The 16,003-nt window shown below is 40.6% G+C and carries 14 protein-coding genes; 5 read left to right on the top strand and 9 right to left on the bottom strand.

Annotation, left to right across the window (positions count from 1 at the left end):
* Positions 1-414: 414 nt before the first annotated feature.
* The 4 genes from HWQ39_RS07190 to HWQ39_RS07175 all read left to right on the top strand — a co-directional run bounded on the left by HWQ39_RS07190 (position 415) and on the right by HWQ39_RS07175 (position 4,294).
* The gene (locus HWQ39_RS07190; protein ID WP_292843019.1) at positions 415-570 is read left to right on the top strand and encodes a hypothetical protein; all 156 of its coding nucleotides are present in this window, start codon (positions 415-417) and stop codon (positions 568-570) included.
* Between the two features lie 252 nt (positions 571-822).
* Positions 823-2,880 carry a thioredoxin domain-containing protein gene (locus tag HWQ39_RS07185; protein ID WP_292843017.1) on the top strand — a complete coding sequence of 686 codons (2,058 nt, stop codon included), beginning with the start codon at positions 823-825 and terminating at the stop codon, positions 2,878-2,880.
* Positions 2,881-3,001: 121 nt separating this feature from the next.
* Positions 3,002-3,598 carry a molybdenum cofactor guanylyltransferase gene (locus HWQ39_RS07180; RefSeq protein WP_292843015.1) on the top strand — a complete coding sequence of 199 codons (597 nt, stop codon included), beginning with the start codon at positions 3,002-3,004 and terminating at the stop codon, positions 3,596-3,598.
* 69 nt (positions 3,599-3,667) lie between these two features.
* Entirely contained in the window at positions 3,668-4,294 is a 627-nt protein-coding gene (locus HWQ39_RS07175) for a hypothetical protein (RefSeq protein WP_292843013.1), read from the top strand.
* 110 nt (positions 4,295-4,404) lie between these two features.
* Here HWQ39_RS07175 and HWQ39_RS07170 read toward each other — a convergent pair whose 3' ends face one another.
* From HWQ39_RS07170 to HWQ39_RS07150, 5 genes are all read right to left on the bottom strand, one after another.
* On the bottom strand, positions 4,405-5,901 hold the full coding sequence (locus HWQ39_RS07170) for a family 10 glycosylhydrolase (RefSeq protein ID WP_292843085.1): 1,497 nt from the start codon (positions 5,899-5,901) through the stop codon (positions 4,405-4,407).
* Between the two features lie 702 nt (positions 5,902-6,603).
* A complete protein-coding gene (psb27, locus tag HWQ39_RS07165) occupies positions 6,604-7,002 on the bottom strand; it encodes a photosystem II protein Psb27 (protein WP_292843011.1) in 399 nt (132 codons plus the stop codon).
* Between the two features lie 253 nt (positions 7,003-7,255).
* Positions 7,256-7,936, bottom strand: a complete 681-nt coding sequence (locus HWQ39_RS07160) for a phosphatase PAP2 family protein (protein WP_292843009.1) — start codon at positions 7,934-7,936, stop codon at positions 7,256-7,258.
* A 31-nt stretch (positions 7,937-7,967) separates the two neighbouring features.
* Positions 7,968-8,711: a hypothetical protein gene (locus tag HWQ39_RS07155; protein ID WP_292843007.1), complete on the bottom strand. Its 744-nt coding sequence runs from the start codon at positions 8,709-8,711 to the stop codon at positions 7,968-7,970.
* Positions 8,712-8,782: 71 nt separating this feature from the next.
* Entirely contained in the window at positions 8,783-9,550 is a 768-nt protein-coding gene (locus HWQ39_RS07150) for a hypothetical protein (RefSeq protein WP_292843005.1), read from the bottom strand.
* A gap of 303 nt (positions 9,551-9,853) precedes the next feature.
* On the opposite strand from HWQ39_RS07150, the gene HWQ39_RS07145 reads away from it, so the two are divergent.
* A complete protein-coding gene (locus HWQ39_RS07145; protein ID WP_292843003.1) occupies positions 9,854-10,339 on the top strand; it encodes a PepSY domain-containing protein in 486 nt (161 codons plus the stop codon).
* A 23-nt stretch (positions 10,340-10,362) separates the two neighbouring features.
* Here the strand turns inward: HWQ39_RS07145 and HWQ39_RS07140 are convergent, their stop codons facing one another.
* The 4 genes from HWQ39_RS07140 to HWQ39_RS07125 all read right to left on the bottom strand — a co-directional run bounded on the left by HWQ39_RS07140 (position 10,363) and on the right by HWQ39_RS07125 (position 15,824).
* Positions 10,363-11,595 (bottom strand): cell wall metabolism sensor histidine kinase WalK, encoded by a 1,233-nt coding sequence (locus tag HWQ39_RS07140; protein WP_292843001.1) that lies wholly within the window; start codon positions 11,593-11,595, stop codon positions 10,363-10,365.
* A 179-nt stretch (positions 11,596-11,774) separates the two neighbouring features.
* Positions 11,775-12,461: a response regulator transcription factor gene (locus HWQ39_RS07135; protein ID WP_292842999.1), complete on the bottom strand. Its 687-nt coding sequence runs from the start codon at positions 12,459-12,461 to the stop codon at positions 11,775-11,777.
* A 220-nt stretch (positions 12,462-12,681) separates the two neighbouring features.
* Positions 12,682-13,824, bottom strand: a complete 1,143-nt coding sequence (cofH, locus tag HWQ39_RS07130; RefSeq protein WP_292842997.1) for a 7,8-didemethyl-8-hydroxy-5-deazariboflavin synthase subunit CofH — start codon at positions 13,822-13,824, stop codon at positions 12,682-12,684.
* 53 nt (positions 13,825-13,877) lie between these two features.
* Positions 13,878-15,824, bottom strand: coding sequence for a hypothetical protein (locus tag HWQ39_RS07125; RefSeq protein WP_292842995.1), 1,947 nt, complete (start codon positions 15,822-15,824; stop codon positions 13,878-13,880).
* Positions 15,825-16,003 lie beyond the last annotated feature (179 nt).

Genomic DNA, 16,003 nt, shown 5'->3' with positions numbered 1-16,003 from the left:
TTATCCAACGAGGGAGTAAAAGCACATTTTGCAATGGATTCAACTTTTAAGGGCACTTTTTAGCGGCAAAAGCTGTCTAAGAAGATATCCCGATTTAAAAAGGGGCTGTGGATTAGGGACTGGGGACTGGGAAAATTGTTCGGGGATTCAGACCACTACCCAAGTTTTGTTCGCGTAGCGTCTCCTAGAGAAAAAACTCTTCCTAGTCCCCAGTCCCTAGTCCCGGAGCGCCATTACTACCCGACTTGCTTAGGGAATTATGTTAATTTTCGGTAACATTTTAAACATTTTTTTAGGATTTCCCTCCGCAATTATCAAGTTATTTTTGTTAGATTCGGTAAGTCGATAGTACGAGGTGTATTTAGAATAACTAGTCCTAATTGAAAATGCTATCCACTCAGAGAGAGACGTGCCATGCTAGAAAAACTTATACAAGCCGCCCTCATCACCTTCTTGCTCCATCTGATAGCAGGACTTAGCCCAAATACTTTGATTCAGACAAAGACAGCATCACCTATGCAAGAAACGCCACCAAATATTGTTAGCTTGCTGTTGCGATCTTTTCAATAAGAATGTTTCATAAGTTGCACAGGTGTAAGTAAGTCGGCGCAAATAAACCCAGTTATCTAAATGATTATTGCCTTGTAGTCAGTGCTGGCTGACTACAAACCTGTAATTTTTTGCATAAACTTACTTAGGCGATATCAAAACCAGTGCTACCTTCTAACTCAAGGGTTTCTTGCTTATGTAGATAGCCGTCTAGGCTAACACCCTTGGGAACAGGCTAGACTGAGCAAAGAAGGCAACTATTTGCGTTTGATCATGACTAATCGCCTTGCTGAAGCTAAGAGCCTCTATCTCCGTAAACACGCCGAAAACCCCATTGATTGGTGGCCTTGGTGTGACGAAGCACTTGCAACTGCAAGGGCGCAAAATAAACCGATTTTTCTCTCCATTGGCTATTCTAGTTGTCACTGGTGTACTGTCATGGAAGGCGAGGCTTTTTCTGATATTGCGATCGCTGACTACATGAATGCCAATTATCTTCCCATCAAAGTAGACAGGGAAGAAAGACCTGACCTTGATAGCATCTATATGCAGGCTTTGCAGATGATGAGCGGTCAAGGTGGTTGGCCTTTAAATATTTTTCTTTCTCCAGAAGATTTAGTGCCGTTTTACGCTGGTACTTATTTCCCTGTAGACCCGCGCTATGGTCGTCCGGGATTTTTGCAAGTCTTGCAAGCTCTTCGCCGTTATTACGATACAGAAAAAGCAGATTTACAGCAACGCAAAGCCTTGATTGTTGAGTCTCTGCTCACGTCTGCGGTGTTGCAAGACGGTACAACAGATGAGCTTGAAGACCATGAATTACTCCGCCAAGGTTGGGAAACTAGTACAGGCATAATTACTCCTAGTCAATCTGGCAATAGCTTTCCGATGATTCCCTACACAGAATTAGCACTGCGGGGAACTCGATTTAATTTTGAATCTCGCTATGATGGCAAGCAAGTTTGTACCCAGCGAGGACTAGACTTAGCCCTGGGAGGTATTTATGACCATGTAGGCGGTGGTTTTCATCGCTATACTGTTGACCCAACTTGGACAGTACCGCATTTTGAAAAGATGCTCTACGACAATGGACAGATTGTGGAGTATCTGGCTTCTTTATGGAGTGCCGGAGTACAAGAGCCAGCCTTTGAAAGGGCGATCGCTGGTACTGTACAATGGCTAAAGCGGGAAATGACTGCGCCTGAAGGTTACTTCTATGCTTCTCAAGATGCCGATAGCTTCACCCAACCCACGGCAGTAGAACCAGAAGAAGGAGCTTTTTATGTTTGGAGTTACAGCGAATTACAACAACTGTTAACACCTGAAGAATTAACGGAATTACAACAGCAATTTACTGTTACCTCTAGCGGCAACTTTGAAGGACGTAATGTTTTGCAAAGAAGGAATTCTGGCAAACTGAGTGCAACGCTAGAAACTTCGCTTAGTAAGCTGTTTACCGCTCGTTATGGTGTTAGTTCTGAGTCACTAGAAACTTTTCCCCCTGCTCGTAACAACCAGGAAGCAAAAACCACTAATTGGTCGGGTCGCATTCCTTCGGTGACAGATACGAAGATGATTGTCGCCTGGAATAGCTTGATGATTTCCGGTCTGGCTAAGGCTGCTGGCGTTTTCCAAGAACCTTTGTATCTGGAATTAGCAGCACGAGCAGCGAATTTTATCTTGGAAAATCAATTTGTAGATGGGCGTTTTCAGCGACTCAACTATCAAGGAGAACCAAGTGTTTTAGCTCAGTCTGAAGATTACGCTTTGTTTATTAAAGCTCTGCTTGATTTACAAGCTTCCAACCCTGAGCAGGAGCAATGGTTAGAAAATGCGATCGCTATCCAAGATCAATTCAACGAATTTCTCTGGAGTGTAGAATTAGGTGGTTATAGTAACACATCACGCGATTTTAGTCAAGATTTAATTGTCAGAGAACGTAGTTACGCAGATAATGCGACACCATCAGCTAATGGAGTTGCGATCGCTAACCTTGTCCGTCTCGCCCTACTCACCGATAATCTAGATTATTTAGATTTAGCGGAACTTGGTTTAAAAGCTTTTAAGAGCGTAATGCATCGCGCTCCCCAAGCTTGTCCTAGTTTATTTACAGCTTTAGATTGGTATCGTAACTCTACCTTGATTCGCAGTACAACTGAGCAAATAAACTCGCTGATCCCCAAGTTTCTGCCGGCGGCTGTGTTTGCCATCATATCTGATTTACCAGAGGGAAGCGTTGGATTAGTTTGTCAAGGTTTGAAGTGCCTTGCACCAGCAGAAAGTTTAGAGCATTTATGGCAGCAAGTAGAGAAAAGTCAGAATAGAGGATGATTTTTAAACGCAGAGGGACGCAGAGGAAAGCGCAGAGGTACGCAGAGTTTTTTTAAGGGAATTCGCTACGAACTTACAAAATTCTGCACTTAGTCCTTAGAACTAAATTCGATGTATAACTATGAAGAACCGAAGCGAATTAACCGCAATTGTATTAGCTGGCGGTAAAAGTTCTCGCATGGGTCAAGACAAAGCCTTGATTCCCATTCAAGGAGTGCCGTTGTTGCAACGAGTTTGTGCGATCGCCAAAGGTTGTGCAGATACTATTTATATTGTCACTCCCTGGCCAGAACGCTATCAAGATTTGCTTTTACCTGGTTGTCAATTTATCCGAGAAGTACCTTTATCTGGCGAATCCCTCGCCCACGGGCCTTTAGTTGGATTTGCTCAAGGATTAGAGCAAGTACAGACAGAATGGGTGCTGTCGCTAGCTTGCGATTTACCGAGATTGCGGGTTGAGGTGTTGCAAGAATGGGTAACTAGACTTGATGATGTAGGAGATAATGCGATCGCAGCTTTAACTCATCATCCCAAAGGTTGGGAACCTCTGTGTGGTTTCTATCGCCGCCGTTGTTTGCCACAACTTTTAGAGTTTATCAACCAAGGGGGGCGATCGTTTCAGCAGTGGTTGCGGCAATATCCGGTAGAAGTTTTGCCCTTGGCAGAACCCGAAATGCTGTTTAACTGTAATACACCAGAAGACTTAGCTTTAAGTTGAGTTTGCGGACTGGGGATTGAATCGTGCTAACTATATGAACTGGAATTATCAAGAACGCGAGGAGCGATTATGGGGCAGACACGGGAACTAGGACAGATTATCATCCTGAATGGTGTCCCGCGATCGGGTAAATCAAGCATTGTCGCAGTTATCCAGGAGACATTTGATGGTCTATGGATGAACTTGGGTGTCGATAGGTTTATGCAAATGACTCCCCCACGATACCTGCCTGGGATCGGTCTGCGTCCAGGGGGAGAACGCCAGGATATTGAACCCGTGGTTCCCATTCTGTACAGCGCTATGTATGAGTCCATCGCCGCCCATAGTCGTTTGGGTCTGAATGTTGTGGTTGATGTCGGACACCATGATGCCTACGCAATGGAGCGGGGCATTCTGGCTGATAGTGCCCGACGTTTGAACGGATTGCCGGTTTTGTTTGTAGGTGTTCGCTGCCCCATCGAGATTATTATGGAACGACGACAAAAAACGGGGTGGAAGGTGGGAAGTACAGCCGACTCCCCGATACCACATCCGGTTCAGTTATGGCAACGTGAAGTCCACATCCCTGGCATCTATGACCTGGAAGTTGATACCTCGTTGTTAAGCCCAGGTGCGTGTGCTGAGGTGATCCGCCAGCACCTCGCAGATAATCCAGCACCGTCGGCATTCCAACGACTCGCGGCACACTATACGTAATTATGACTGCGTGTGATTTGAGAAGTTGAAAGGGAAATTCAATCCCCTTTTAACCATACTCAGCACTCGCTACTCAACACTCAGCACTCTTCATTACTTCTACAATAAGTCTACTTAACTCGGCAGAATTTGCGATCGCTATCACTCTCAGGATATTGCCAAGAATAAGCAAAATGGCTCACTCCCTTAAGTTGGGGGGCAAATTTTCGGAGTGCCTGCATTTGTACTTCTAGGGATGGACGATTACTGATGGATTCTCCCCATTTCCCAGCTAAAGCTGGGATAATCTGTGTACCTGGTTTTGCCATACTCAAAACCCGCTGCACTTGCGACACAATACAACTAACATCACCGCAATTTCCATAAGCCATCGGATGCCACTCTAATGTAGTGGGGAACCGATCCCAAGGTTGCAAGCGGGAGTCATACCCTTGTCCTACAGTTTGGTTGCCATCTGGGAAAAATACCACTCCTGTGGAAATACCTTGCTGCTTTGCTGGGTAACTAGCGATGGTGACAAAATCTAGAATTCCTTGCATGGCGTGGGCAACGGCAAGCTGCCACAACTCCCATTGTAAAAGCGGCTGTCTATCGGTTGCAGGCAGGATTGATTTTTCTGGTGGAAGAGGGCGTCCTTGCCAGAGGGGTTCTCCTTCCTGGGGATAAAGTTTATCGACTTCGGTTATATCTCCACCAGTGACAAATCCCTTACTCAAAAAGCGGCGAATCAACTCCAGCCCTTTGTAATTTTGTGCCCGTTTAAATAAAGCTTCTTGGGTTGCAGGAGTAAATAGCCATAAATCTGAAACTTTAGTGGCGATGGAATCACTTCCAGCTTGTCGAGGATAACGCACATAGTCTAATAACAAGCCATCTGGACGACGACGCAAAATTTCTTGTACCAATTGATAGTAGTCGCGTTTTGCTTGCAAGTTGTAGGGGTCGATAAATACTTGAGAGCCGTTGTCTACAACATATAAACTCGTTTGACCTTTGCCATTACGAGCGATCGCACTTTCTCTATCTGGACGCTGGGCGTAAGTATAGCCGAAATTTGTGGTAAACATCCAGGCGTAGACTTTCAAACCACGTTGCCGACCTTTTTTAATTGCTGTGGCGAGTATATCAGTGTTTTCTGCCCCTGGAGTGCGAATCACGGCAGGCCAAACTGTCGGATTAGCTTTTGCTGGTAATAAAACCTGCCCGTCGTAAAATACTTCTACATAAACTTGGTTATAGCCACGATTCACAATCCGATCCATAATCTGATCGATTGTTCCTGGCTGAATGTCACAAGGATACAAGCGCAACCAAATAGCTTGAACTTGCGGCCAAGTCCGAGTCCGGCACTCCTGTAATTTCTGTGCCTGCTCTTGTAGCATATTTTGGTAACGCGTTTGAGCATTTTCATTGCCTTTAAGGGCTGACAAACGTAAGCTTTCTTTTTCTTGCACTGCCGCTGATGATAACTGGCAATACTCACTCACTTGCGCCCTTGCTGGTTCGCTCCCAAAGTTGGAAAGCAACGAACTACTAGTGAAAACAACAGCGAATAAGCGCCGCCAAAATAATATCGATCTTATAAAGTTCAAGGGACGGTTAGACATACCTAGCAGTAGATGAACAAATTCAAACTTCAAATCAATCCCAAATCAGAAAACTATTGAAAATGTGTATATAATTACACACTTAACTAGCAAGGGTTCTGAAACCTATTTTTTTAAGACTCCCAAGAACATATTTCTGTTGCCGTATTCTTTTATAAACACATAAACGTATAAATGGTGCTAGAGAATACCTGAATACAGGGCAAGTTTAGTCTACTATTGGCTAGATTCTGCTCCTACCTTAGTTAGAGAAAATCTGACAAAAATAGTAATATTTTTTACATAGATACAGTATTTCGTTAATTCGTAGTGAATTAAATTTGGCAATATACTTTGATACCAATGCATCGGCTTATATTAACGTGCATTGGTGTCAACTTAAGCTGAAACTCCTTTAAAACCTCGTTTATAGCCTCCGGCTGGAAATGCAATTCAAAAGCGGCTCTGCCGCAAGTTCGAGAGGCGGAGCCTCAACGACGAGCATTCCCAGTCTCCGACTGGGAACGAGGCAATCTGAAAGCTAGTTCTAGACTTGTTTTCATGTTAAGTTGACACCAATGATTAAGGTGCGCCTCCAACAGAGACTCACGTTAACATAGTTAAAAATTAAAAGCTCAGGTTTATATAAATTCGACAATAATAGCCAAGAGTCAAAAATTTTGACTCTTGGCTATTGATGATGGAATAAGCAATAGTTAATAGCTAACCACCACGCTTCAGCGCCGTCTCTACCTGCTCTAACTCCTTCTCTAGACGATTTTTGAGTTTTTCGGGTACAGGACGATTTGGGTAAGAACTGTAGTGTCCAGCTAGGGAATTGAGGGCTGTTCGTATGGTTGTAAAGGAACCAAGACCAGAAACAGAGTTAACTCGCTGGTAGCGAGCGGAAAAGTCATTAATTTTTTGACGCGCTTCTGTTTGAACTGCTGCTTTGTCTGGCGAATCTTGTGAAAGATCCAAAGCTTGTCTCATAATATTGACCACAGCCAAGGTGTCTTGACGATAATCCCCAGTCAAACTATCTGGACTACCAGAACAACCCATTAAGCCGATAGATACAACCAAAACCAGCGCAAGCAAACGCGACCAATAGCGTTTCATAATGCATTAAGTAAAAGAATACGTAAATCAACGTCCATCCTATCTTGGATTGGTAACTTGGGGATCAATTCAGTGAGGAGTGGAGAATATGGGAGTAAGCAGAGGGCTGTTTTATAGCATAAAAGGCGCTCTACAAGCATCTTGGGCACAAAAATCGGGTTATTAAAAATCTAATTGGACAATTATCATGGCGATGTCTTCTCTACGAAGTTATAGAATTAGAGGCTGATCGGATTTAAGCAAGTAGCTTTTTCTACCTCAATCTTTGCAATTTAAGTATCGTAATACATATCATCAGCCACAAAAAACCGACTCCATAACCTGCAATTATGTCTGTGGGCCAATGGACTCCTAAATATAAGCGGCTGATACCAATAGCAGCAATTAAAATAACTGTCAAACTATAAATAATTTTGGCAAAATGAGGATAGTGATTTGCCAATTCGTGAGCGATAAAACCATAAAGTACCATAGAACCTAGTGCGTGACCACTAGGAAAACTAAAAGATTTTTCAGAAATCAATTGATGCCATAGTTCTGGGCGATGTTTAGAAAAAAACAACTTTAGCCCTGTATTTAAAATTAACCCTCCTAGACAAGCAAGTACAAAAACTTTCGCTTCTTCTTGGTAACGTCGCCACCAAAGTAACAAGACATTAACGCCTACAACTATAACCACTGTATTAGGATTGCCAAGATTTGTAATAAACAGCATTAAATTATCTAAATTTGGATTGGCGAACTGATGTAGCCATAATAGAAAAATAGTATCAAATGCAAAAGCTTCTTGCTCCAAAACCTCTTCAGCCAGTTTTGCTAAAACAAAAAGGATGAGGAGACAACTGGCAAGTCCAACAATACCAATTGTGGCAATTAAGGGAGCCAAACGAGGATGTATATGACGCAACCAGAAATTAGAAATTTGTCGGAGCATACTTTAATTTTATTCATTATGCTTAAAAGCATCACTCAATTGGGTGACGCACTTTTTTCTCCTTTCGCACGGAAAAGAATAACACAACTGCTAGTAGAATAAAGGCGATCGCCGAAGCATAACCCCTTGGCAGTGATAGACCACCATTTTTGACTGGTTTTGTCAAAAAATCTCCGAAGGTCGCTCCGAAGGGTCGCGTGAAGATGAACGCGAGCCAGAATAGGAAAATATCACTCAACTTTGTTATGTAGTGAAGGGCTATGACAACACCAATGACGCTGGCCGTCACGAATGCGCCCTGGATATAGCTCAGTCCCAAGTTGCTTGTCAGAAAGTCACCAAAGGCCGTTCCCAAACTGTTGGAGAATACAATGGCCAGCCAATAGGTAGTCTCTGCGTCTTTCCTTATGATCGGATAAACGCTAAGGTCCCGATCTCGGTAGTACCAAATAGCAAGAACACTCAACAGACCAGCTACCAGAATAAGCGATCCCACTGCATAGCCCAGCCCGAAAGATCGATCCATCAAGTCTGAAACTTCGGTTCCGGCTGTAGTTGTTGCAATGATGGCCGCCCAGTAAAGGGCTGGACGATATCTGTCGGATTGAATTTGAAAAAATAGGAGAATAGCCAGAATGGCGAACGTTACGGCAAAGCCTATGTAATATCCCAGCCCAAGAGTCATTGAGATGAAGTCACCTGCCGTCTCGCCGAGCGTCGTGGCGATGATCTTCATGATCCAGAAAAAAATTGTAACTTTTGCAACTTTGTTCATTTATTTTTCACAATAAAAAATAGTAAGTCATCGTTTTTAACACTCATGACATTAAATTAACTAGACGCTAATTAGTCTTGTCGGTCAATTGGCTGTAAAGCTAATTTTTTGTGCTTAAGGCTTAAGTAAATAACTAGGCTGACGATTATAGAAAGAAAAAGTATACTGGTTCCGACAGTACCAAAACCAAAACCACCATTTGTAGGAGATTGGGATAGTAAATCACCTATAGAAGCTCCAAGTGGACGAGTCAAGATGTAAGCTAACCAGAATGCCAAAACTGCATTCATCCACAAGTAATAATAAGCGCTCGCTATAATTGCAATTGAAGCGCCAAATATCAGCGCTGATTGTGCATAGCCCAGCCGTAAATACTCTGCTAATAGGTCTCCTGTTGCAGTGCCCAAAGCAAAGGTAAACAAAACAGCTACCCAATGAAAAAGCTCTCTTTTAGCTATATTGATGGAGTGCATGGCTAATGTCTTTTCGTTTAAATACCAGAGCGCAAAAACTGCCAACAAGGAAACACTAAGAATTACAGTAGTTGTTACCAAACTAACTCCAAGCTCGTCTACTAATCTATCAGTGATCAGTGTGCCAACGATACTTATCAAAACAACCACAAACCAGAAACTTGCTGGAACATAACGTTTAAGCTTAAACTGATTCAACAGCGCAATCAGTAACACACCGCTCATAATGTAAGATGTAATGCCTAAACCAAGGTTCAGGGTTGCTGACAGAAAATCTGCTGCGGTTTCACCTACTGTGGTTGCCAAAACCTTAATAATCCAGAAGTAAATTGTAACCTCTGGAACCCTATTTAAAATTTTATTCATAATCTTTTTCCTTCATGATTTTTCCATATAAGTGAGATTACATCACATCTTAAAGTTACCTGTCTTGTCAGAAATTGCTGAATGATTGTACTTTACACAGCAAAAGTCAAGAAATAGTCAAGATTTCATTGAAAAAGTAATTTTTTCCTAATATAGGCACTAGGAATAACTGAAATATCTCATTAAAAATTAATTTCACCAGTTGATATTAAATTTGTTGAATTCAACCCAATCTTGACTATTTCTTGACTTTTATTACCTATTGTGGAAATACAAACCCAAACTTCAAGGGATTTTACAAGTATGAAGACTTCAACAAAAATTATTTTGGCAGCAGCTTTTGTTGGTACTTTGGGATTGGCTGGATTGTCGAGAGTTGTTTCTGCAAAACAACCACAATCTTTCGTAGCAATTGTGCCTCACCATCATCTTGCTACTAAAGTTGCTGAAGCTAGCGATGGTGACGGTGAAACAAACGACGATGCACAAGAAGCGGCAAAACTGCAACCCCTAGCTAAAATTACAGCCCAACAAGCACAACAAGCAGTTGAAGTATCTGTGGGAGGTAAGGCAAAAAGTGTCAAACTCGAAAATGAAGATGGCAACTTAGTTTATTCTGTAGAAATTGGTCAGCAAGATGTTAAGGTCGATGCTGGTAATAGCAAAGTTCTCTACGCTGAAAATGCCAATCAACAAGATGAGAAAAATGAAGTTACTCGTCCCAAGAGTAGTATTCAAGTTAAAGAAACTAGTGATGGCGATCGCGAAACAAATGATGATGGTAAGTAAGTAGGGAACTTAAAATCAAATTGTTAAGAAGTTGGTAAACGCACAGTAAAACAACTACCAACTCCTAATTGACTCATAACACTAATTAATCCACCGTGATTTTGGGCGATCGCTTGAGCGATCGCTAGTCCTAAACCAGAACCACCTAACCAATAAGAACGAGATTGATCTGCTCGCCAAAAACGCTCAAAAACCTTATTGATATTCTCTGGTGCAATTCCCATACCTGTATCTTGCACGTTGATATAAAGGTGGGAACCGATACGACTGGTTTTAATTTCTACTACGCCTCCTGATCGTGTATAGTAGATTGCGTTTTCAATTAAATTAGTAAACAGTCGCGTTAAGTGACTTGAATCACCTATTAGCTGAAGATTAGCAATTAATTGAAATTTAAAGTTAATTTGTTTGGCTTCAGCTTGAGGTTTATACAGTTGGATTAGGTTCTCTAATATTGACGTTAAATTGAGAGTATCCCTATTTTGATTGGAAACTCTATCAGTGCGTGCTAACATCAGTAAATCTTCTGTGAGGCGAGTCATTTGGTTGGTAGCGTTGGCGATCGCCTGAAATTTTTCTGCATCTTTTGGGCTTATTTCTTCTGGATATTCCAGCGGTAACTCAGCATTAATTTTGATAGCCATTAACGGACTGCGTAGTTCGTGGGAAGCATCAGCAGTAAATTGTTTGAGTCTTTCAAAACTCTCTTCAATGGGTTGCATTGCTTGATGAGTTAGTAAAATTCCGCCAATACCACTCAGAACCAAAGTTATAATAATCCCACCACTCAATCCCCAATCCAATTTTTGAAGGGTTTCATCAAATTCTTCTAAAGATTGACTTACCCTCACATACCCAACTAGCTCACCATTATCGCTAGCAATAATTGGTACATTTACTGCTTGGATAGGGATTTTACCAGTCTGAAATTGTACTATTTTGTTTGGTAAAAAAGGTAAAGTTAAAACATTTTTTCCCTGTTGGGTAATCAAATTTCCTTGAGTATCAAACCACTGCAAAGCTTGATGAGAAGCAATTAAGTCTTGTGGACGAAAGTCACTTTCAACTGTCAGGCGACCTTTTTCCAACTCGACATTTGCAGCAGCACCTTTTCCTATTGCTATGAGTTTATCTGTGATTTGTTCAGTCAAGCTGCGAGTGAAAGCAAATCGGACTGCGATCGCAAATATTCCCAGCAGCGATGCAGACACAACTAAGTAAGACAACAACAAACGATATCTGATTCTTTGAAACACATTATTTATCGCTGTAAAATTTTTATTTTAAGAAATGACTAGCATTATATTTATCTTAAGTTAGTTTACTTACAGCAGTTTTCATTTACATGAGGTACAAAGTTACGGGTTTTGAGGCAGGAGGCAGGAGTTAGAAAGAAACTCTTTATGTTTGATGAATCAGTCCTGCTGTACCTCACTTACTTGCAATCTGCTGTATGTCCTAGACGATAACCAATGCCATAGATATTTTCAATCAAATCTTCGGAACTTCCAGATGCTCTAAGTTTATTCCGCAAATTTGTAATATGAGTTTTAATACTTCCTTCTCCCGAAGATTTATCAAAATCCCACAATTTATCAAGAATTGCCGAACGAGTGATAACTTGATTTGGGTTTCTGAAAAAATATTCTAATATCATATATTCTTTAGGAGTTAATGATATGATGCTTCCTGCATAAGTAACCTGTTGAGTTGCTGGATCTAGTTGCAAATCACCGTGGATTAATATCTGGGGACGAATCTCTGGAGTTCTTCGAGCTAAAGCCCTAATGCGTGCTGCTAACTCTTTTAATTCAAATGGCTTCACTAAGTAATCATCCGCACCAGCATCAAGTCCGATAATTTTATCGCCTGTTGTATCTCGTGCCGTCAGCATTAAAATCATAATATTAGATGAAGCAGCGCGTAAACGTTTACATAGAGTTATTCCATCTAATTTAGGAAGCATTAAATCTAATAAGATTAGCTCATATAATGCTGATTGTGACCATTCCCAAGCTACCAACCCATCGGTTGTTATATCCACAATATGGTGTTGTCTTCTTAAAAATTCAGCTAATGGCTTGGCAATGCGATCGTCATCTTCTACTATCAAAATTCTCATAGTGCTCCACCTCTAAATTATTAGAGCTTGCTAACACTGAGCAAGGATTATCTTACCTACAAGCTTAAGATTAAATCGCTTAAATATTGAAGATTAGCTCTTTTAAGCTGACTCGTAAAATCTATTTTTTATCTCTGATCTGTCTGGGAATCTGCGGTTTAAAAGTAATTTATTTAACCACAGAGACGCAGAGTAAGGAGATTGAAAAGAAATTTTTTTCCTAATTCCTAATTTTCTGATATAGGGTATCTCGTTGTTGGTAAGGTCGTCCTAAAGAAGCGATCGCAGTTTCTAAAGTTTCCACTTCCATGCATGTACCACCCAAAGCACCTGCCATTGTGGTAATATGCTCCTCCATCAATGTGCCACCGATATCGTTGCAACCCCAAACTAAGGCTTCTGTCGCACCTGCAAGCCCCAGTTTTACCCAACTCTGCTGATGGTTGGGAATCCAATTACCTAAGTAAATTCGCGCTACAGCTCCTAATAGCAATGCATCGGTTAAAACTGGTTGATCGCGTCCGACACGGCGACGTAAAGATTTGGGGGCTTCTTGACCTACGAAGGGTAATAGAATAAACTCGGTAATCCTTGCTGGATATCCCTGATTGATGGCGGTTTTTTGGAGCGATCGCAATTTTTCTAAATGTCCGATTTGCTGTTCGTGGGTTTCAATATGCCCAGATAACATAGTACTAGTAGTATGCAGTCCTAATTTGTGAGCGGTGCTGACAATTTCTAGCCAAGTGGCTGTATCAATCTTCTCTGGACACAGTATCCGCCTAACTTCATCGTCTAATACTTCTGCTGCTGTTCCCGGCATTGAATTAACTCCGGCATCGCGCAAAGCAATAATCACATCAGCATATTCGAGTCCGTCAAGTCTGGCGATAAATTGAACTTCTTGGGGAGAGAAAGCGTGCAGATGTATCTGGGGAAATTCCTGTTTGATGGTTTCCACTACCTTGAGATAGTAGGGCAAAGATTTACCATTTATTTGCGCTTGTGGATTTAACCCACCCTGCATACAGATTTCCGTCGCACCCCGTCGCACTGCATCTGTCGCTTTTTCCAAAATTTGTGCCGAATCTAACCAGTATGCACCGACATCACCATCATCTCGACGGAAAGCACAAAAACTACAGTGCTGCTCACAAATATTAGTAAAGTTGATATTACGATTAATTATGTAGGTGACAGTATCGCCTGCTTGAGTGTGGCGGAGTGTGTCGGATGTAGTACGTATTGCTGCGATCGCCTCTGGGTCAGTTTGTTGTAATAATACTACTCCCTCTTCGGGAGATAAGTCGTACCCCATCAAGGCATGTTCCAGAATTTTTTCAACAACAGTTTTTGTCAGCATTATTTTATTATTTTCTCACTAAACCTTAATTTTATAATCTTGGAAATCAAATTCTACTTAATAAATACACCAAGTTCTGGAGAATCCCAAGAGCGAGTATAAGTTTTACCTTTAAAATTAACCTCTAAAGATTTATTTTGTTTACTTTTTTTAGTTTCCATTGCAATAATCCCACAAGGCTGAAAATCTTTATAGGAATCTTCTTTTTCTAAAGTTGCCGAAATATTAGTGACATTAACGTGTTGAATTTTAACTACTTCTTGATTATTTTGCTGTAAAAGTACCCACAAAGGGTATTCCCAAGGATCATTTCCCATTAATAGCCCAATATTAGAGCATTTTTTTGAATTTAAAAACTCAACGGCTCCTGTGTAAGTACCTTTGAGGTATGGTCTATTACTGAAATACTGCTCAATTCTGCTGGTTTGGAATATATTGTTGCTATCAATGATAGGTCTATATCGATTAAAAAATAGCCACGGCAAAGATGATATGAGCAAAAATGTCACTAAAAAAACTGCTATTTTTTGCTTTTTCAGCTTAGATAAAATAATCCCTAAAAAGGGAGAAATTAGTACGAAAAAAGTTAAATGAAGACGACTATTCCAAGCTTGCCATTTGACTAAGTAGCAAAACATCAAAAATGTAAATATGGTAGCAAGAAAATAAGCAACTAGATAACTGTCTTTACGGATGGATTTTCGCGCAATTAAAATAGTGATACATGTAATTAATAATGCTAGATGTACAAAATTACCAGCACCGTTTTCATTACCAGATATCCCAATTGTTGACCAACCTCCTGGTACAAAAAATGTTTTGGAAAAAGTTATCCGGGGGTCGCTAATATCTACACCGATCAATGTATGTATGATTTTAATTAGTTTATTTGCTATTCCATTCCATAAACCAATCGGTGTGCCTATATGCAATGCCAGATTTCTGATAACATTAGAAAAAAGTATATTAATACCGTGTAATTCATTTTTATATTCACCTGGTTCACCAAGAGGTGAAGCAAATAAATTATAATTACGTAAATAGTGGTTAATATTAAGTAATAAAGATATACTTCCTACCATCAAAGCAGGCTTCCATACTTGCCAACGCAAACGTTTAATTTGGTATAAGCCAAACCAAACTAAGAAGGGAAAGACATAAAAATAAGCAGTTGCCTTACTCAAAATAGCTAATCCGGTGCTACTGCCAATATTGAATGAACTCGTCCAAATATTGCTATTTTTGGCTTCGATAGTTGATAGCAAATAGTAGGCAAGACACACTACCCAATAGGCAATTACATAATCATTTTGAGTACCAGACGCTTGCAAAATTCCCATAGGAATTGTTGCAGTTATAACCGCAGATAAAACCTGACCTCGTAAATCTGCTCCGAGTTGTTTGGCAATTAATGACACTCCAATAATACAGCCAATCATACTGAACCATTGAACTAAGTTAGCAAAGTAGTCACCACCACTGAGAATTTGAAAATGTAAAATTACAAATTCTGACCAAGGGTTTTGATATAGCTGTGGAGTATAACTTGTTGGATAATGAGCAACACTATGATTTTCTATCCAATGAGCAACACGACTCATGTGATAGTCCATAGAATCCCAGTTATTGGGTGGTGCGATAATTGCAATTAATCCAACTGTCGTTACAACAAAACCCACGCCAGATAGTAAGAATTTTATAACTGATGAGATTTTAATATTTTCATTTACTTGAAAAAAGTTGTTTGGCTCTAAAATCTGAGTTTTTTGAGAATTTAACCGCAGATATATAGAAATTAATATTATACATATTAATACCCAAGTTACTAATACCCCACCAAAAGTAATTAATTTAAGAAAACTCAAAATTTCTGTGATGACAGTAAGCAAAACTCCCCAGTAAGTAAAGGCTACTATCAGCGATTCGCGCCAATCACGAGAATTTTTATTAATTAACAAAAAAATAGTAATTAAAGAAATGAGAGGTAAGATTATAAACATCCAATTTTTATTGTGGGATGAGCGTCTCGCCGCTCATAATAACTAAGAGTAGACAAGATGTCCACTCCATAGTGGTAATATTCTTTCTTGGTAATCCCTCACGTATATCTTGCCTGCATACGGAAATTAAACTCAACGAATCGGTCACCCAACCCGTTGGTCTTCAGAACCGGACATGA

Origin of the sequence: Nostoc sp. NMS8 (assembly GCF_017115045.1) — a bacterium.
Lineage (GTDB): Bacteria > Cyanobacteriota > Cyanobacteriia > Cyanobacteriales > Nostocaceae > Nostoc.
Note: the sequence above shows the minus strand (reverse complement) of the source record. Positions and strands in the feature narration are given on the sequence as shown.